Annotated in this window: 13 protein-coding genes, 1 tRNA gene and 2 pseudogenes; 6 read left to right on the top strand and 10 right to left on the bottom strand. The window is 69.9% G+C overall.

From position 1 onward, the window contains the following. Together A6Q79_RS08570 and A6Q79_RS08565 are read right to left on the bottom strand one after the other, a co-directional pair. Window positions 1–364, bottom strand: a pseudogene (locus A6Q79_RS08570) (DNA polymerase I); the annotation flags it as partial. 685 nt (window positions 365–1049) lie between these two features. Further along, window positions 1050–1661 carry a GNAT family N-acetyltransferase gene (locus tag A6Q79_RS08565; protein WP_067858134.1) on the bottom strand — a complete coding sequence of 204 codons (612 nt, stop codon included), beginning with the start codon at window positions 1659–1661 and terminating at the stop codon, window positions 1050–1052. Between the two features lie 96 nt (window positions 1662–1757). Here A6Q79_RS08565 and A6Q79_RS08560 point away from each other — a divergent pair, with 96 nt between their 5' ends. The 3 genes and pseudogenes from A6Q79_RS08560 to A6Q79_RS08550 all read left to right on the top strand — a co-directional run. After that, entirely contained in the window at window positions 1758–2501 is a 744-nt protein-coding gene (locus tag A6Q79_RS08560; protein ID WP_067858135.1) for a DUF554 domain-containing protein, read from the top strand. A gap of 120 nt (window positions 2502–2621) precedes the next feature. Then, window positions 2622–3962 carry a branched-chain amino acid ABC transporter permease gene (locus tag A6Q79_RS08555; RefSeq protein ID WP_144433749.1) on the top strand — a complete coding sequence of 447 codons (1341 nt, stop codon included), beginning with the start codon at window positions 2622–2624 and terminating at the stop codon, window positions 3960–3962. An 11-nt stretch (window positions 3963–3973) separates the two neighbouring features. After that, window positions 3974–4744, top strand: a pseudogene (locus A6Q79_RS08550) (branched-chain amino acid ABC transporter permease); the annotation flags it as partial. Here the strand turns inward: A6Q79_RS08550 and A6Q79_RS08545 are convergent. Then, a complete protein-coding gene (locus A6Q79_RS08545; RefSeq protein ID WP_317697756.1) occupies window positions 4699–4878 on the bottom strand; it encodes a hypothetical protein in 180 nt (59 codons plus the stop codon). The pseudogene A6Q79_RS08550 and the gene A6Q79_RS08545 sit on opposite strands and share 46 nt — an antisense overlap. An 89-nt stretch (window positions 4879–4967) precedes the next feature. Here A6Q79_RS08545 and A6Q79_RS08540 point away from each other — a divergent pair, with 89 nt between their 5' ends. After that, a complete protein-coding gene (locus A6Q79_RS08540) occupies window positions 4968–5774 on the top strand; it encodes an ABC transporter ATP-binding protein (RefSeq protein WP_317697764.1) in 807 nt (268 codons plus the stop codon). Between the two features lies 1 nt (window position 5775). After that, entirely contained in the window at window positions 5776–6600 is an 825-nt protein-coding gene (locus A6Q79_RS08535; RefSeq protein WP_083516390.1) for an ABC transporter ATP-binding protein, read from the top strand. 617 nt (window positions 6601–7217) lie between these two features. On the opposite strand, the gene A6Q79_RS08530 is transcribed toward A6Q79_RS08535, so the two are convergent. Both A6Q79_RS08530 and A6Q79_RS08525 read right to left on the bottom strand, forming a co-directional pair. Then, window positions 7218–8492 (bottom strand): ABC transporter substrate-binding protein, encoded by a 1275-nt coding sequence (locus tag A6Q79_RS08530; RefSeq protein ID WP_286690060.1) that lies wholly within the window; start codon window positions 8490–8492, stop codon window positions 7218–7220. Between the two features lie 130 nt (window positions 8493–8622). Further along, complete coding sequence (locus A6Q79_RS08525; RefSeq protein WP_286690078.1) at window positions 8623–9234, bottom strand: ANTAR domain-containing response regulator; 612 nt, start codon at window positions 9232–9234, stop codon at window positions 8623–8625. Between the two features lie 74 nt (window positions 9235–9308). On the opposite strand from A6Q79_RS08525, the gene A6Q79_RS08520 reads away from it, so the two are divergent. After that, a tRNA-Leu gene (locus A6Q79_RS08520) sits at window positions 9309–9394 on the top strand. Window positions 9395–9410: 16 nt separating this feature from the next. On the opposite strand, the gene A6Q79_RS08515 is transcribed toward A6Q79_RS08520, so the two are convergent. The 5 genes from A6Q79_RS08515 to A6Q79_RS08495 all read right to left on the bottom strand — a co-directional run. Beyond that, a complete protein-coding gene (locus tag A6Q79_RS08515; RefSeq protein ID WP_286690059.1) occupies window positions 9411–9686 on the bottom strand; it encodes a DUF3072 domain-containing protein in 276 nt (91 codons plus the stop codon). A gap of 55 nt (window positions 9687–9741) precedes the next feature. Then, window positions 9742–11199, bottom strand: coding sequence for a pyruvate kinase (gene pyk, locus A6Q79_RS08510; RefSeq protein WP_286690058.1), 1458 nt, complete (start codon window positions 11197–11199; stop codon window positions 9742–9744). A 193-nt stretch (window positions 11200–11392) separates the two neighbouring features. Beyond that, a complete protein-coding gene (locus A6Q79_RS08505) occupies window positions 11393–12862 on the bottom strand; it encodes a glutamate synthase subunit beta (RefSeq protein WP_286690057.1) in 1470 nt (489 codons plus the stop codon). Beyond that, window positions 12855–17423: a glutamate synthase large subunit gene (gene gltB, locus A6Q79_RS08500; RefSeq protein ID WP_289017826.1), complete on the bottom strand. Its 4569-nt coding sequence runs from the start codon at window positions 17421–17423 to the stop codon at window positions 12855–12857. Before gltB ends, A6Q79_RS08505 begins: the two co-directional genes overlap by 8 nt. Before the next feature lie 184 nt (window positions 17424–17607). Then, a partial coding sequence (locus A6Q79_RS08495) for a VIT1/CCC1 transporter family protein (protein WP_317697750.1) occupies window positions 17608–18301 on the bottom strand: 694 nt, incomplete at its 5' end.

The following is an 18301-nucleotide window of genomic DNA, read 5'->3' as shown; positions in this document are numbered from 1 at the left end:
CCTGGGTGGTGAGCGTGCCGATCACGTCGTCGGCCTCGAAGCCGTCCTTCTCGAACGCGGTGATGCCGAGCGCGGCGACGACGTCCTTGATCAGGCCGACCTGGCCCTTGAACTCGTCGGGGCTCTTGCTGCGGTTGCCCTTGTACTCCGCGTACTCCTGCACGCGGAACGTCTGCCGCGACACGTCGAACGCCACGCCGACGTGCGTCGGACGCTCGTCGCGCAGCACGTTGATGAGCATCGAGGTGAAGCCGAACACCGCGTTGGTGTGCTGTCCGGTGGTCGTGGAGAAGTTCTCGACGGGCAGGGCGAAGAAGGCACGGTAGGCGACGGAGTGACCGTCGATCAGCAGCAGTCGATCCACGTCGTCGACTCTAGACGCACCGGCGGACACTGGCCTGCGGCGTGTGCCTCGTGTGCGTGGTCGTGGGGTGGTCTCGTCGTGATGGTGCGCTGTCGTCGGACGCCTCGGACCTGCTGGTGCGCTGCCGCGGGAGCGGTGTGCTCGGTGGTGCGCTGCCGCAGGGGGTCTCGTCGTGCTGCTGCGCTGCCGCAGGGGTGAAGGCCAACGATGCTGCGTTTGCTACGGAATCCCGTCGTGAACGCAGAAGCGTTCGGCCTCGCACGCGTGGATGAAGAATCGTGGGTGCACTTTGCGTGGGGGTGACGAACGATTCTTCCGTGGTGTGGACCGTTCCACGCGAAGGAAGAATCCTTCCGCCGCTCAGCCCGCCATCGGTGGATTTCCAACCACAGGAGCGCTCCTGCGGTTGCAGATCCACCGACAGGACGCACGAACGCAGAACCTTGGCCCCTGAACGCAGAATCGAAGAATCGTGGATCCAAGGGCGGGCCCAGCCAGACCCCGAGACCCGAGGCCAGCCCCAGGCCCCCTGCCGGTCGAGGCCCCTTCGAAGACCGCCCCCAGCGAAGGCCGAGGCAGCGCACCAGCACGGTCACGACGAACGCAGGCAACGCACCAGCAGCCCAAGACCCGTTGCCACCGCACCGGACAATCACGACGCGCAGGGACGAAGGAGCCCCCGACCTCAGACCCGGCCGGAGCGGCGGTCGTCCTGGCGGCGGCGCAGCGTGCGGCGGACGGCGATGAGCTTGCCGGTGTCGCGGGAGTGGGTGGCCTTCGAGCTGAGCCGGGAGCGCAGGCGGCTGGCCTGGATGGCGCGGACGGCTGCGACCTGGGTGAACCCGATCTTCGTCAGGTAGCGGTGCGGCTCGCGGGCCATGAGCGGGATGGCCGCGACGACGATCTCGCAGGCGTTCTCCTCGCCGTACGTCGCGGCGGCCGACAGCAGCGTCGCGGCGACGTTGCGGCGACGGTGGCGCGGGGAGACCTGGATGTCGGTGACGATGAGGATGGGGGTGAGCGTGATCGGTGTCAAGGTGCTCAGGTCGCACACCGTCGCGCCGACGATCTCGTCCTCGACGAGGGCGACGATGATGCGCTTGCCGGGCTTGGCGAGGGTCTGCTCGATCGCCGACTCCGCCTCCGTCGCGGTCGGCTCGCGGAACAGCGACTGGTAGGAGAACGCCTCCGCGCCCTCCTCGTCGCTCACCGCGGCCGACTCGGCCCACAGGGCCACGAGCTCGGCCGCGTCCTCGGGCACCGCGTCGCGCATCACGATCGGCGAGCGAGTGGCCATGACGTCCTCGGCGGGTGTCGGGCGCGACCCCGGACGGACGGCTGTCACCATGGCCCGGTCGGGTCGTGCGATCTTCAACGAGCGAGAGGAGCCTACATGTTCGTGGGTAGCGGCACGCTCACCAACGTGGCCACCGTGCTCGTCGGGTCCGGGCTCGGCCTGCTGGTCGGCCAGCGGCTGCCCGAACGGGTGCGCACGACCGTCACCTCCGCGCTCGGTCTCGTGACGCTACTCATCGCCGCCGACGCCGCCCTCGCGGTCCGCAGCGACGCCCTGGTCGACGCGACGCCACGGGGCGCGCCGACGCTGATCGTCCTCGGCTCGCTGCTCGTGGGTGGCGTCGTCGGCTCGCTCCTGCGCTTGGAGGACCGGCTCGAGTCGTTCGGCGGTGTCCTGCAGCGAGCCCTGTCGCGGGGCGACGGCGGCGACCGCGACCGCTTCGTCCAGGGCTTCGTGGTCGCCTCGCTCGTCTTCTGCGTCGGCCCCCTCACGATCCTCGGCTCGATCAACGAGGGCCTCGGCCGTGGGGCGGAGCAGCTGCTCCTGAAGTCGGCGCTCGACGGCTTCGCGTCGCTCGCCTTCGCCGCCGCGCTCGGTGTCGGGGTGATGGCATCCGCCGTGGCCGTGCTGGTCGTGCAGGGATCGCTGACGCTCGTCGGGCTGGCCCTCGGCGAGGCGCTGCCGGCGGCCCACCTCGACGCGTTGGGCGCCACGGGCGGACTGGTCCTCGTCGGGGTGGCGCTGCGTCTGCTCGACCTGAAGGCCCTGCCGGTCGCCGACCTGCTGCCGGCACTCCTCGTGGCGCCGCTGCTCACCCAGCTGGCCGTCTCGCTGGCCTGAGCGGACTTCACAGAACTGTTACCTGTGGACTTTCGCGAAGGGGCCACCTCGGACCCCGGCGGGGATATAGTCCCCGGGACGACGGCGCCACAAGCGCTGCCCGAACTCCAGGAGTCCTGCGTGCGACTGACATCCAAGGTCCTCGTGTCGGCGTTCCTGGCGTGTCTGGTCGTCCTGGTGCCACTCGGCGCCTCGGCCACCAGCACGCCCACGCCCAGCGCGAGCCCGACGGCGCCCACGGCGCCGGCCACCCCGCCGGACGGCGCCTACATCGGCGTCACGCTGCAGAACAGCGGTGACGACAAGGCCCCGATCCCCGGAGCGACGCTGAGCGTCGCCTCCTCCTCCGGCACCGAGGTCGGCGAGGCGGTGACCGACCCGAACGGACGCGCCTTCATCGCCATCCCGGAACGGGGCAGCTACGTCGTCACCCTCGACACCGACACGCTGCCGTCGGGGATCCAGTTCGCCGGCAGCAACAAGCGCACCGTCGACGCGCTCCTGGACGGCGGCAACTTCGCCCAGTTCCAGATCGGCGTCGTCGAGCAGGCCGGGCCCTCGCTCGGTGAGCGCTTCGCGGGCGCCATGGTCAACGGCGTGAAGTTCGGCCTGATCATCGCGCTCGCCGCCCTCGGCCTGTCGCTGATCTTCGGCACCACGAAGCTCACCAACTTCGCGCACGGCGAGATCATCACCTTCGGCGCGATCGCCACCTACGTCGCCAACCGCGCCTTCGGGCTGCCGGTCATCCTCGCGATCGTCGTGGCGGTCCTCGCCTCGGCGGCCTTCGGCTGGCTCCAGGACAAGTTCCTGTGGAAGCCGCTGCGCAGCAAGGGCATCGGCATCATCGCGATGATGATCGTCTCGATCGGCTTCGGTCTGCTGCTGCGCAACGTCTTCCAGTACACGTTCGGCGGCTCGCGCGAGTCGCTCTCGCAGTACGTCAACCAGACGCGCAAGTCCTATGGTCCGTTCGCGCTGGCCGACAAGGAGATCGCGATCATCCTCGTCTCGATCGTCGTGCTGACGGTCACGTGCGTGGTCCTCATGAAGACCCGCCTCGGCAAGTCGATGCGCGCCGTCGCCGACAACCCGGCACTGTCGGCGTCGTCCGGCCTGCGCGTCGACGGCGTCGTGCGGTCGGTCTGGGTCCTCGGCTGCGCCCTGACGGGTCTGGCCGGCGGCCTGCTGGCGGTCAACAGCCAGGTCAACTTCCTCATGGGCTTCAAGCTGCTGCTGCTCGTGTTCGCGGCCGTGACCCTCGGCGGCCTCGGCACCATCTGGGGCGCGCTGGTCGGGTCGATGATCATCGGCATCATGGTCGAGGTCGGCACGCTGCAGATCGGCATCTGGCCTGGTGTCCCGTCGTCCATCAAGGAGGTCGGCGCCCTCGTGGTGCTCATCCTCATCCTGCTGATCAGGCCCCAGGGCATCCTGGGCCGCGCCGAGCGGATCGGCTGAAAGGGATTCCCATGGACTTCGGAACCATCCTCAACGCCGCACTGTCGCAGGCCCTCGGACCGCAGGCGATCGTCTTCGCCCTCGCGGCCATCGGCCTCAACATCCACTTCGGCTACACCGGCCTGCTGAACTTCGGCCAGGCCGGCTTCATGGCCGTCGGCGCCTACGGCCTCGCCGTCACGGTCGTCACCTACGACCAGTCGTTCTGGCTCGGCGTCGTGGTCGCGCTCCTCGCCCCCGTGGTGCTGGCGCTCGTCCTCGGTGTGCCGACGCTGCGCCTTCGGGCGGACTACCTCGCCATCGCCACCATCGCGACGGCGGAGATCCTGCGTCTGGTGTTCGGCGCCGTGGAGACCAAGGACGTCTTCGGCGGCTCGAACGGCCTCACCGGCTTCGCCAAGACCTTCCAGGACCTCAACCCCTACTCCGGCGGCGTCGACCTCGGCGTCGTCCGGTTCCGCCAGGACGACCTGTGGTCGCTGACCGTCGGCTGGGTCCTGGTCGCGCTCGGCTGCCTCTTCGTGTGGCTGCTCATGCGCAGCCCGTGGGGACGCGTGCTGCGCTCGATCCGCGAGGACGAGGACGCCGTCCGCTCGCTGGGCAAGAACGTGTTCGCCTACAAGATGCAGGCGCTCGTGCTGGGTGGTGTCTTCGGTGGTCTCGCCGGCCTCTTCCTCGCACTGAAGCAGGCGTCGGTCGTGCCGAGCGACTACTCCACGAACGTGACGTTCTTCGCCTACACCGCGCTGCTCATCGGCGGCGCGGCCCGCGTGCTCGGTCCCGTCATCGGCGCCATGATCTTCTGGCTCCTCATGGGCGGCATCGGCTCGTTCTTCAGCCAGGCCACGTCCGGCTCGAACCCGCTCATCCCCGACTGGGCGATGAGCGACATCCAGGCCAGCCTGGTCCGACTCATCCTCGTCGGCCTGGGCCTCATGCTCCTGATGATCTACCGACCGCAGGGGATCTTCGGCGACCGGAAGGAGCTGCCTCGTCGGCTCCTCCATCACGCGGCAGTTCGGCGGCCTGAAGGCCGTCGACGTCGAGCACGTCGAGATCCAGCGCGGTGTCATCACGGCGCTGATCGGCCCCAACGGTGCCGGCAAGACGACGCTGTTCAACCTGCTGACGGGCTTCGACGCACCGGACACCGGCGAGTGGTCGTTCAACGGCCAGTCGCTGCAGAAGGTGCCGGCCTACAAGGTCGCTCGCCGTGGCATGGTGCGCACGTTCCAGCTGACGAAGGTGCTGTCGCGCCTCACCGTCATCGAGAACATGCGGCTCGGGGCCACGGGCCAGCGCGGCGAGCGCTTCTGGTCCGCCCCCTTCCGTGCCCTGTGGTCCGGCCAGGAGGACTCGATCACGACACGTGCCGACGAGCTGCTCGCGCGGTTCAAGCTCGACGCCAAGCGCGAGGACTTCGCCGGCTCCCTCTCGGGCGGCCAGCGCAAGCTGCTGGAGATGGCCCGCTCGCTCATGGTGGACCCCGAGCTGATCATGCTCGACGAGCCCATGGCCGGCGTGAACCCGGCCCTCAAGCAGTCGCTGCTCGGCCACGTGAAGTCGCTGCGCGACGAGGGCCGCACGGTGCTGTTCGTCGAGCACGACATGGACATGGTGCGCGACATCTCCGACTGGGTCATCGTCATGGCGCAGGGCAAGATCGTCGCCGAGGGCACCCCCGACCAGGTGATGTCCGACCAGGCCGTCATCGACGCCTACCTGGGCGCGCACCACGACACCGACATCACCGAGCTGGACGAGACCGAGCTCGAGCAGGCCACCGAGGCCGAGCTCGACCAGGAGGCCTGACATGGCAGAGATCCACGAGCCCGGCCAGGACGCCGGACGCGAGGCCGCACGCGACGCGAACTTCGCCGAGGAGCGCGCGAAGCACCAGAAGGGCGCCGACGGGGCCATCCTGCGCGCCGACGGTCTCATCGCCGGCTACCTGCCCGGCGTGAACATCCTCAACAGCGCCGACCTGTACTGCCAGCCCGGCGAGCTCGTCGGCATCATCGGCCCGAACGGAGCCGGCAAGTCGACGCTGCTCAAGTCGCTGTTCGGCCTGGTGACGATCCACGAGGGCAGCGTGACGCTGAAGGGTGAGGAGATCACCAACCAGCGCGCGGACCAGCTGGTCACCAAGGGCATCGGGTTCGTCCCCCAGACGAACAACGTGTTCCCGAGTTTGACCATCGAGGAGAACCTCGAGATGGGCTGCTACCAGGCGCCGAAGACGTTCACGGAGCGCTTCGCGTTCGTCACCGACCTGTTCCCGCGTCTCGGCGAGCGCCGCAAGCAGCGCGCCGGGTCGCTGTCCGGTGGTGAGCGTCAGATGGTCGCCATGGGTCGCGCCCTGATGATGGACCCTCAGGTGCTGCTGCTCGACGAGCCGTCCGCCGGCCTCTCCCCCGTCCTGCAGGACGAGGTGTTCGTGCAGACGCGCAACATCAACAAGGCCGGCGTCTCGGTCATCATGGTCGAGCAGAACGCCAAGCGATGCCTGCAGATCTGCGACCGCGGCTACGTCCTTGACCAGGGCCGCTCCGCCTACTCGGGCACCGGCCGCTCGCTCGGCAACGACCCGAAGGTCATCGAGCTCTACCTCGGCACGCTGGGCAAGAAGGCGAGCTGACCGCTCCGCCCAGCTCGACCCCGGAGGCCCCCGACGCGAGCGTCGGGGGCCTTCCACGTGTGCGGGGTGAGATTCCCAGGTCGACCTGGGAATCTCCCGCGAGGCACGGTTCGCTGCCTGGCTGCCCGGTTTCCTTCCACAAGGCACGGTTCTCTCAGCCACGCACGGAGAGCTTTCCGTGCGTGGCTGAGGAAATCGTGCCTGGAGCTCGCGCCGCGCCGCCTACGAGGCGTCCTACGGTCCTGGGTCGACGAGATTCCCAGCTCGACCTGGGAATCTCGTCGACCCGCCCCTGGAGTCGGCCGGTGGTCGAAGCAAACGACCCTGGGTCGCTGGTTCCTCCCACGAGGCACGGTTCTCTCACCCACGCACGGAGAGCTTTCCGTGCCTGCCTGAGGAAATCGTGCCTGGTGCCCGCGCCGCTCCTCCTGGGAACATCCGAGCGTCGTGCGTCGCAGAGATTCCCAGGTCGACCTGGGAATCTCGCTCACCGTTGGTGTCATCCGCAGGTGAGTGGAATCCCCTCACGTCAGGAGAACCAGCGGTACCGCCAGACATGACGAGGCCCCCGGGGGGAACCCGGGGGCCTCGTGCGGGACGTGCTCGACGTCAGTGGCTCAGATCGTGCCGCTGATGTAGTCGACCGCCTTGTAGGTGTTGTCGGCGCCGTACTCGTAGATGCCGATGGAGGCGGCCGTCGGGCTGCCCGTCTCACCCAGCTCGATGGGGCCGGAGACACCGTCGTAGTCGATGTCCTTGCCGTCCTTCAGGAGCGCGGCGCAGTCCTTGAACGTCGTGCACTTCTCGCCGTCCTTGGTGATGCCCGGGATCTCCTTGGCGATCTTGTCGCCCGCGTCGCTGTCGGCCTTGATGGCCGCGAGCGCCGACACGATGACCGCGTCGTAGGACTCGGCCGCGTAGGAGTAGTCCTTCAGCTTCGGGTCGACCTCGAGGAGGCGCTTCTTGAAGTCACCGGACGTCTCGGCGCCGGGGATGGTGCCCTTCGTGCCCTTGAGCGTGCCCTCGGGCAGCTTGCCGCTGTAGTCGGCCGTGTTGCCGTCGACGAAGTAGGTCGGGACCTTCTGCGGGCCGACGTCGGCCTGCACCAGCTGCGGGATGATCGTGGTGGTCTCCTCGAAGGCGACGAGCACGATCGCGTCCGGCTTGCTGTCGGCGATCTCCTGGACCTGCGAGTCGTAGGACTGCGCGTTCTCGCCGTAGAAGACCGTCGCGGCGACCTTGGAGCCGGCGTTCTCGAGGCCCTTCTTGATCTCCGAGGCCAGCGTCTCGCCGTAGGCGTCCTGACGGGCCAGGATCGCGACGTTCTGGCGACCGTCCTGGACGAGCAGGTTCGACATCACGGCACCCTGGAGGATGTCCGAGGGCGCGGTGCGGAAGTACAGGTCGGGCTTGGCGTAGTCGCCCTTGTCGAAGTCGGTCGACGTGTTGGCGGGCGAGAACATCACGGTGCCGGCCGACATGATCTTGTCGATGACCGTCATCGAGACGCCCGAGGACGCAGCACCGACGATGACGTCGGAACCGGCGTCGAGCAGCTTGTCGGTCTCGGCCGGGGCGATGCCCGAGTCGGTGTCGCCCGAGTCGCCCTTGACGCCCTTGACGTCCTTGCCCAGCACGCCGCCGTCGGCGTTGATGTCCTTGATCGCGAGGTCGACGCCCGCGAACTCCGGCGGGCCGAGGAACGCGAGGCTGCCGGTCTGCGGGAGCAGGGTACCGATCGTGAGCGTGCCGTCGGCCTTCGAGGCCGAGGCCTTGTCGCCGCTGTCGCTGCTCTCGTCGTCGCTGCCGCTGCCTCCACCACAGGCGGCGAGCACGAGCGCGCCGGCCGCGGCGACCGCGGCGAGCCGCATGGTCCTGGTACTGCGCTTCATTGATCCTCCGGGAACTCTGGTCCGACCCCCGACGGGTCGAGCCGTAGGACGAAACTAGTCGCCGCGGGGGTCGCGCAGGTCGGGCTCGTGTGAAAGTCCTGTTTCGTAGTCAACTTGTAATACGGATCGCTCACTCGGGTGAGGGATCGGCGCCCGGCACACCGTGCTCCACGACCCGTTCGGCGACCGTGCGCATGGACATGCGCAGGTCCATCGCCGTCCGCTGGATCCAGCCGAACGCCTCCGGCTCACTGAGTCCCAGGGCAGCCTGGAGCTGCGCCTTGGCGCGCTCGACGACCTTGCGGGTGGCGAGCTGGTCGGTGAGGTCCTCGACCTCCGCCTCCAGGGCGGCGAGCTCCGCGAAGCGGCTGCGGGCCATCTCGATGGCGGGGACGAGGTCGGAGGCCGTGAACGGCTTGACCAGGTAGGCCATCGCGCCGGACTCGCGGGCCCGGTCGACGAGGTCGCGCTGGCTGAACGCGGTCAGCATGACGACGGGCGCGATCCGCTCCCCCGCGATGCGGCTGGCCGCGGCGATGCCGTCGAGGCGCGGCATCTTGACGTCCATGACGACCAGGTCGGGCCGCAGGGCCGTGGCGAGCTCGACCGCCTCGACACCGTCCGCAGCCTGCCCGACGACGTCGTAGCCCTCCTCGGCGAGCATCTCGGCGAGGTCGAGCCGGATGAGCGCCTCGTCCTCGGCGATGACGACGCGGGGACGGTCGGCGGGCTCGCCCGTCACAGAGGGGTCGTCGGTGCGGGGCGTCTCGGTCGGTCGGCTGGTCACGTGAGAAGGTTAGCGGGCACGTGCGGCGCGCCGACTTGGCGGAATGGTAGACGCGACGGTCTCAAAAACCGTTGTCCGAGAGGGCGTGCGGGTTCGAGTCCCGCAGTCGGCACCAGCGCGACCGCGGACCGTCAGTCCGACCCGCGCCCCGTCTGCTCCTGCAGCCGCTCGATGTGCTCCGAGGCCTCCGCCTTCGTGAGGTCGGCCGAGAGCGTCTCGCCAGCGTCGCGGGCGAGCGTGTCGAGATAGGAGCGCTGCGCGCCGGTCATCGGCTCGTCGCCGGTGACCCAGTCCTGCGGGTCCTTCTCGGTGGTGCCGCCAGCGTCCGCGCCGAGGACGTCGGAGTCGGGCGTGGAGCCTGCCGTGGGGCCAGGGGACGTGTTCGACGACGTGTTCGATTCAGTCATGTCCCCACCGTACGTCCGGACGCCGACACCCGCCCGTCGAGCGTCGGCGCCGGGCTCAGCCCTCCTCGGCGGGGTGCTCGTAGGCAGGCACGACGCGGTTGATCGCGTCGCCCATGCGGTGGATCCGCAGCGCGTTCGTGGAGCCGGGGATGCCGGGCGGGGCGCCGGCGACGATGACGACCTCGTCGCCGTGCGAGCACCGTGCGACCTCGAGCAGACGCTTGTCGACCTGCAGCACCATCTCGTCGGTGTGCTTGACCTCGGGCACGAGGAACGTCTCGACGCCCCACGTGAGCGCGAGCTGGTTGCGGGTCATGGGGTCGGGCGTGAACGCGATGACCGGGATGTGCGAGCGGTAGCGCGACATGCGGCGGGCGGACCCGCCGATCGTCGTGAACGCGACGACGTAGCGTGCGTCGATCGCCTCGGCCACCTGCGAGGCACCGCGGCAGATGATGCCGGTGCGGGTCTTCGCCTGCCACGTGTAGGCGGCCATGCGCGGCAGGCCGTGGTCCTCGGTGGACTCGATGATGCGCGCCATCGTGCGCACTGTCTGGATCGGGTACTCCCCCACGCTCGTCTCGCCGGACAGCATCACCGCGTCGGCGCCGTCGAGCACCGCGTTGGCGACGTCGGACGCCTCCGCGCGGGTCGGGCGCGGGGCCGAGATCATCGACTCGAGCATCTGGGTGGCGACGATCACCGGCTTGGCGTTGCGCCGGGCCTTCTCGACGATCAGCTTCTGCACGATCGGCACGTCCTCCAGCGGCAGCTCCACGCCGAGGTCGCCGCGCGCGACCATGAAGCCGTCGAAGGAGTCCATGATCTCGTCGAGGTTGTCGACGGCCTGCGGCTTCTCGATCTTGGCGATGACGGGACGGTGGATGTCGAGCTCGTGCATGACCCGACGGACGTCGTCGGCGTCGCGGGCGTTGCGCACGAACGAGAGCGCGACGAAGTCGACGCCCTGGCGCAGCGCGAACCGCAGGTCCTCGACGTCCTTCTCGCTCATGGCGGGGACGCTGACCGCGACGCCGGGCAGGTTGATGCCCTTGTTGTTGCTGAGGCGTCCCGCGGTCTCGCAGATGGTGACGACGTCGTGCCCGGTGACCTCGAGGGCCCGCAGCCGCACGCGGCCGTCGTCGATGAGGATCTCGTCGCCGGGCGAGACGTCGCCCGGCAGCCCCGAGTATGTAGTCGACGCACGCTCGGCGTCGCCGGGGACGTCGTCGGTGGTGATGGTGAAGCGGTCGCCGACGGCGAGGTCGACGGGGCCGTCGGCGAAGCGGCCGAGCCGGATCTTCGGACCCTGGAGGTCGGCGAGCACGGCGATCGCCTTGCCGGTGCGCTCGGCGGCGGCACGCACGTAGCCGAGGTTGGCCTCGTGGTCGGCATGGTCGCCGTGGCTCATGTTGAGGCGGGCGACGTCCATGCCCGCCTCGGCCAGCTGGAGGATACGCTCGGCGGTCGCGACGGCCGGTCCGAGCGTGCAGACGATCTTGGCTCTACGCACCCCACGACCCTATCGACACCCGGGGTGTACCGGCGAGTCACTTGGTGGGCCCGCGCAACAAAAGACGCTGAGAGTTCACCGGGCCCGCGACCCCCGGCGCATCCCCCTGCAGGACACGACGACGAAGGGGTCGGGAGCTGCGGCTCCCGACCCCTTCGTGCGGCGACCTGGGCCGCCGGCACCCACGCGTCGCTCAGACCATCAGCGGACGGTCGTTCGGCTTGATCGGCCGCGGCAGCGGGCTGCGCCCGCCGGTCAGGTAGGCGTCGACCCCGGCGGCCGCGGAGCGTCCCTCGGCGATGGCCCAGACGATGAGCGACTGGCCACGGCCGGCGTCGCCGGCCACGAACACGCCCGGGACCGACGACATGAAGTCGCGGTCGCGGACGATGTTGCCGCGCTCGTCGAGGTCGACGCCGAGCTGCTCGACGAGACCCTCGCGCTGGGGGCCGGTGAAGCCCATCGCGAACAGCACGAGCTGCGCGGGGATCACCTTCTCCGAGCCGGGCACCTCCTCGAAGCGGCCGTCCTTCATCTCGACCTCGACGATGCGCAGGCCGGCGACGTTGCCGTCGTCGTCGCCGACGAACTCCTTCGTGGAGACGGCGTACTTGCGCTCGCCGCCCTCCTCGTGCGCGGACGCGACGCGGTAGACCATCGGGTAGGTCGGCCACGGCTGCGTCTCGGGCCGGTCGTCGCCGGGCTGCGGCATGATCTCCAGGCTGGTCACCGAGCGAGCGCCCTGGCGGATCGACGTGCCGAGGCAGTCGGCACCGGTGTCGCCGCCGCCGATGATGACGACGTCCTTGTCGGTGGCCAGGATCTGGTCCTGCACCTCCTCGCCGACCGCGACGCGGTTGGCCTGCGGCAGGAACTCCATCGCCTGGTGGATGCCGGCGAGCTCACGCCCCGGGGCGGGGAGGTCGCGGCGCACGGTCGAGCCGATGGCGAGCACGACGGCGTCGTAGCGGTCGCGCAGCTGGCTGCCGGTGAGCGTGTCGCCCACCTGCACGCCGGTGCGGAACACGGTGCCCTCGCGCTGCATCTGTTCGACGCGACGGTCGACGTGCACCTTCTCCATCTTGAACTCCGGGATGCCGTACCGGAGCAGGCCGCCCGCCTTGTCGTCGCGCTCGTACACCGCGACGGTGTGACCGGCGCGGGTCAGCTGCTGCGCGACGGCGAGGCCGGCCGGACCCGAGCCGACGACGGCCACGGTCTTGCCCGTGAGGTACTCCGGCGGCTCGGGGCGCACGTTCCGCCACTCCCACGCGCGGTCGATGATCGAGACCTCGACGTTCTTGATGGTCACCGGCTCGCGGTTGATGCCGACGACGCACGCCGTCTCGCACGGGGCCGGGCAGAGCCGACCCGTGAACTCCGGGAAGTTGTTGGTCGCGTGCAGCCGGTCGATCGCCTCGATCCAGTCGTCGCGCCAGACCAGGTCGTTCCACTCGGGAATCAGGTTGCCCAGCGGGCAGCCCTGGTGGCAGAACGGGATGCCGCAGTCCATGCAGCGTCCGGCCTGCTCCGTGATGATCGGGAGCAGCGCCTTGCCCGGTCCACCGGGGTAGACCTCGTTCCAGTCGTTCACCCGCTCCTCGACGGGGCGGCGCGGGGCCACCTGGCGGGGGGTCGTGATGAAACCTCGGGGATCAGCCACGTGCGGCCACCTCCATCATGCGTGCGGTCGTGTCGTCCTCGGACAGGCCCTCGGCCTCGGCCTCGGCCTTGGCGTCGAGCACCTTGCGGTAGTTGACGGGCATGACCTCGGTGAAGCGTGCGAGCGACTGCTCCCACGCGCCGAGCAGCTGCTCGGCCACGGCGGACCCGGTCTCCTCGTGGTGCTTGACCACGAGGGCGTGCAGCGCCTCGGCCGCCTCCGACCCCGCCTCGACGGTGTTCAGCGCGACCATCTCGGGGTTGACGAGCGAGTGGTCGAGGTCCAGGACATAGGCCTGACCGCCGCTCATGCCGGCCGCGACGTTGCGGCCGGTCGGTCCGAGGATCACCACGGTGCCTCCGGTCATGTACTCGAGTGCGTGGTCGCCCACGCCCTCGACGACGGCCGACGCACCGGAGTTGCGCACGCAGAACCGCTCGCCGACCTTGCCGCGCAGGAAGATCTCGCCGCTGGTCGCGCCGAAGCCGATGACGTTGCCGGCCACGATCTGCGCCTCCGCCGCGAACGTCGCGTCGCGCGGGGGTCGCACGACGAGCCGTCCACCGGAGAGACCCTTGCCGACGTAGTCGTTGCCGTCGCCCTCGAGGCGCAGCGTGATGCCGCGCGGCACGAACGCGCCGAAGGACTGGCCCGCCGACCCGAGGAAGGTCAGGTCGATGGTGTTCTCCGGCAGGCCCTCGCCGCGGTACCGCTTCGTCAGCTCGTGGCCGAGCATGGTGCCGACCGTGCGGTTGACGTTGCGGATGGGCAGCTGCGCACGCACCGGCTCGCCCCGCTCGAGCGCGTCCGCGCTGATCCGGATGAGCTCCGCGTCGAGCGCCACGTCGAGCCCGTGCTCCTGGCCACTGGTGTTGCGCAGCGACGCACCCTCCGGCAGCTCGGGCACGTACAGGATCGGCGAGAGGTCGAGGTGCTGGGCCTTCCAGTGGTCGACGGCCTGGCGGACGTCGAGCACCTCGGCGTGGCCCACGGCCTCGTCGATCGAGCGGAAGCCCAGCTCCGCGAGGTACTCGCGCACCTCCTGCGCCAGGAACTCGAAGAAGTTCACGACGTACTCCGCCTTGCCCGAGAACTTCTCGCGCAGCTGGCGGTTCTGGGTCGCGACGCCGACCGGGCAGGTGTCGAGGTGGCAGACGCGCATCATGATGCAGCCGCTGACGACGAGCGGTGCGGTCGCGAAGCCGAACTCCTCGGCCCCGAGCAGCGCCGCCACGACGACGTCGCGTCCGGTCTTGAGCTGGCCGTCGCACTGCACGACGATGCGGTCACGCAGGCCGTTGACGAGCAGCGTCTGCTGGGTCTCGGCGAGGCCGAGCTCCCACGGACCGCCCGCGTGCTTGAGCGACGTGAGGGGCGAGGCGCCCGTGCCGCCGTCGTGGCCGGAGATCAGCACGACGTCGGCCTTGGCCTTCGAGACGCCCGCCGCGACCGTGCCGACGCCGACCTCGGAGACCAGCTTGACGTGCACGCGGGCCGACGGGTTGGCGTTCTTCAGGTCGTGGATGAGCTGCTTGAGGTCCTCGATCGAGTAGATGTCGTGGTGCGGCGGCGGCGAGATGAGGCCGACACCCGGCGTCGAGTGACGCGTCTTGGCCACCCACGGGTACACCTTCGGTCCGGGCAGCTGGCCGCCCTCGCCGGGCTTCGCGCCCTGCGCCATCTTGATCTGGATGTCGTCGGCGTTGCTCAGGTACTCGCTGGTGACGCCGAAGCGTCCCGACGCGACCTGCTTGATCGACGAGCGACGCTCCGGGTCGTAGAGCCGCTCGGGGTCCTCGCCACCCTCGCCGGTGTTGGACTTGCCGCCGAGGCGGTTCATCGCGATGGCGAGCGTCTCGTGGGCCTCCTGGCTGATCGAGCCGTAGCTCATCGCACCGGTGGAGAAGCGCTTGACGATCTCGCTGACCGGCTCGACCTCGTCGATCGGCACGGGGGCACGCACGCCCTCCTTGAAGGAGAACAGGCCACGCAGCGTCATGAGCCGCTCGGACTGCTCGTCGACCCGCTCGGTGTACTTCTTGAAGATGTCGTAGCGGCCCGAGCGGGTGGAGTGCTGCAGGCGGAACACCGTCTCGGGGTCGAAGAGGTGCTCCGGCCCCTCGCGACGCCACTGGTACTCACCGCCCACCTCGAGGACGCGACGACGACCGACGATGCCCTGGGTGGGGTACGCGCGGGCGTGCCGCGAGGCGACCTCGTCGGCGATGACGTCGAGGCCGATGCCGCCGAGCTTGCTCGACGTGCCCGTGAAGTAGGCGTCGACGACCTCGTGCGACAGTCCGACGCACTCGAAGATCTGCGCACCGGTGTACGACGCGACCGTCGAGACGCCGATCTTGCTCATGACCTTGAGGACGCCCTTGCCGAGGCCGTAGACGACGTTGCGCACGGCCTGCTCCGGCTTGACGTCGCGCACGAAGTTCGCCTCGCGGGCGAGGTCCTCGGCCGACTCCAGCGCCAGGTACGGGTTGACGGCCGTCGCGCCGTAGCCGATGAGCAGCGCGACGTGGTGCACCTCGCGGACGTCGCCGGTCTCGACGAGCAGACCGGCCTGCGAGCGCAGCTTCTCGCGCACCATGTGGTGGTGCACGGCCGCCGTGAGCAGCAGCGACGGGATCGGCGCGCGCTCGGAGTCGGAGTGCCGGTCCGAGAGCACGATGATGCGGGCGCCGTCGGCGACCGCGCGCGAGACGTCGGCGCAGATCTCGTCGAGCTTCGCCTTGAGCGCCGCGCCACCGCCGTTGACGTCGTAGAGACCGCGGACCACGTGCACGCTGAACCCCGGCATGTCGCCGTCCTTGTTCATGTGCCGGATCTTGGCGAGCTCGTCGTTGTCGATCACCGGGAACGGCAGCTGCAGCATGCGGCAGGAGGCCGGGCTCGGCTCGAGCAGGTTCGCCTCCGGGCCCATCGTGCCCGCCAGCGACGTGACGACCTCCTCGCGGATCGCGTCGAGCGGCGGGTTGGTGACCTGCGCGAACAGCTGGCTGAAGTAGTCGAACAGCATGCGCGGACGCTCGGAGATGGCGGCGATGGGCGTGTCGGTGCCCATCGAGCCGATCGCCTCGGCGCCCGTGCGGGCCAGCGGGGCGAGCAGGATCCGCAGGTCCTCCTCGCTGTAGCCGAAGACCTGCTGGCGACGCGTCACGGACGCGTGCGTGTGGATGATGTGCTCCAGGTCGGGCAGGTCCTCGAAGCGGACGAGACCGGAGTAGAGCCACTCGTCGTAGGGGTGCTCGTTCGCGAGCCGGGACTTGATCTCCTCGTCCTCGACGACGCGGTGCTCGTCGAGGTCGAGCAGGAACATCTTGCCCGGCTCGAGACGGCCCTTGCGGGTGATGGTGGCGGGGTCGAGGTCGAGCACGCCGGCCTCGGACGCGAGCACCACGAGACCGTCGTCGGTGATCCAGAAGCGACCCGGGCGCAGGCCGTTGCGGTCGAGGACCGCGCCGATCTGCGTGCCGTCGGTGAAGCACACGCAGGCGGGCCCGTCCCACGGCTCCATGATCGAGGAGTGGAACTCATAGAACGCCCGGCGTGCGGGGTCCATGACGTCGTTGTTCTCCCACGCCTCCGGGATCATCATCATCACGGCGTGCGGCAGCTCGCGACCGCCGAGGTGCAGCAGCTCGAGGACCTCGTCGAGGGAGGCGGTGTCGCTGCCCTCGGGGTCGCAGATGGGGTACAGGCGCGAGAGGTCGCCGGGGATCAGCTCGCTCTCGAGGGTCGCCTCGCGGGCGCGCATCCAGTTGCGGTTGCCGCGTGCGGTGTTGATCTCGCCGTTGTGCGCGACGAACCGGAAGGGGTGAGCGAGCGGCCAGCTCGGGAACGTGTTGGTCGAGAAGCGGCTGTGCACGATCGCGAGGGCCGACTCCATGCGCTCGTCGAGCAGGTCGGGGAAGAACGCGTCGAGCTGCTCGGTCGTGAGCATGCCCTTGTAGACGAGCGTGCGCGCCGACAGCGACGGGAAGTACACGCCAGTCTCGTGCTCCGCGCGCTTGCGCAGGCAGAACGCGAGCCGGTCGAGCTCGAGGCCGGCGCGGGGCTGGCCGGCCGACTCGACGTAGAGCAGCTCGAACGACGGCATCGCGCCGCGCGCCATGGAGCCGAGGATGTCGGGCTGGACGGGCACGGGGCGCCAGCCGAGGACGGTCAGCGACTCCTCCGCGGCGATGGCCTCGACGCGCTGCTTGGCCTCGGCGGCCGCGTCGGGCTCGGCCGGCAGGAACGCCAGGCCGACCGCGTAGCTGCCGACCTCGGGCAGGTCGAAGCCCTGCTCCTGCGCGACGCCGCGGACGAACCGGTCCGGGACCTGCAGCAGGATGCCGGCGCCGTCGCCGGTGTTCTCCTCGGCGCCGACGGCGCCGCGGTGGTCGAGGTTGCGCAGCGCGGTGAGGCCGTGCTGGACGATCTCGTTGCTCGGCACGCCCGAGAGGGTCGCGACGAACGCCACGCCGCAGGCGTCGCGCTCGTGCATCGGGTCGTAGAGGCCCTGCGCGGCCGGGAGGGCCGAAAACTTCGGGCCGGTGGTCCGCTGCAGCTCAGGAGGGGTGGATGCGCTCACCGAGAGTCCCTTCTCGCGTCATCATGATGGGTGCTGGACCACCGTGGAAGTGGTCCGACCCTGGGACGACGTTGGCCCAGGACAGCATCCCCACTGTACAGGCTCGGCGGCCGCGCGACGAGGAAGGCGACCCTGTGCAGCGGGTGTGCGTGCGGCGGGGTCAGCCGACGCCGGTGCCGACGGCGTGGCCGATGAGGTAGGTGACGCCGGCCGCCGCGCCGCCGAGCACGAGCTGGCGCAGACCGCCGTACCACCAAGGCCTGCTGGTGACGCGCGTGACGACGGCGCCGCACGCGAACAGCGCCAGGAGCGAGAGCACGATCGTCGGCGCCGACGACGTGGCGCCCAGCACGAGCGGCAGCAGGGGCACGACGGCGCCGGCCGTGAAGGCGAGGAACGACGACGCCGCGGCGACGACGGGCGACGGGAGGTCGTCGGGGTCGATGCCCATCTCCTCCGCCGCGTGCACGGCGACGGCGTGGTCGAGGTCGCGGTGCACCTGCTGCGCGACCTCGCGGGCGGTGGCCTCGTCGATGCCCTTGGCGACGAACGCGGCGGCGAGCTCGGCCTGCTCGGCCGGACCGTTGCGCACGATCTCCTCGCGCTCGATGGCCACCTGGGCCTGCGCGAGCTCCCGCTGGCTGGCGACGGAGGTGTACTCCCCCGCTGCCATCGAGAACGCACCGGCGGCGAGGCCGGCCAGGCCGGCGATGATCACGGGCGTGCGGTCGCTGCTGCCGCCGGTGACGCCCATGATGAGGGCGAAGTTGGACACCAGACCGTCCATGGCGCCGAAGACGGCCGGTCGCAGCCAGCCTCCGGTGACGTCGGGGTGCTCGTGGGTGACGGCGCCC

Origin of the sequence: Aeromicrobium sp. REDSEA-S32_B7, from assembly GCF_001626145.1 — a bacterium.
Classification (GTDB): domain Bacteria; phylum Actinomycetota; class Actinomycetes; order Propionibacteriales; family Nocardioidaceae; genus Aeromicrobium; species Aeromicrobium erythreum.
The sequence above is the reverse complement of the archived record's forward strand: the minus strand, read 5'-3'. Positions and strand labels throughout refer to the sequence as shown.

Excerpts from the sequence above, each read along its gene's own strand:
- A6Q79_RS08515 (WP_286690059.1), bottom strand. The coding sequence starts at position 9,686 with ATGACTGAATCGAACACGTCGTCGAACACGTCCCCTGGCCCCACGGCA.
- A6Q79_RS08530 (WP_286690060.1), bottom strand. The coding sequence starts at position 8,492 with ATGAAGCGCAGTACCAGGACCATGCGGCTCGCCGCGGTCGCCGCGGCC.
- A6Q79_RS08560 (WP_067858135.1), top strand. The coding sequence starts at position 1,758 with ATGTTCGTGGGTAGCGGCACGCTCACCAACGTGGCCACCGTGCTCGTC.
- A6Q79_RS08565 (WP_067858134.1), bottom strand. The coding sequence starts at position 1,661 with ATGGCCACTCGCTCGCCGATCGTGATGCGCGACGCGGTGCCCGAGGAC.
- A6Q79_RS08535 (WP_083516390.1), top strand. The coding sequence starts at position 5,776 with ATGGCAGAGATCCACGAGCCCGGCCAGGACGCCGGACGCGAGGCCGCA.
- A6Q79_RS08545 (WP_317697756.1), bottom strand. The coding sequence starts at position 4,878 with ATGAGTCGGACCAGGCTGGCCTGGATGTCGCTCATCGCCCAGTCGGGG.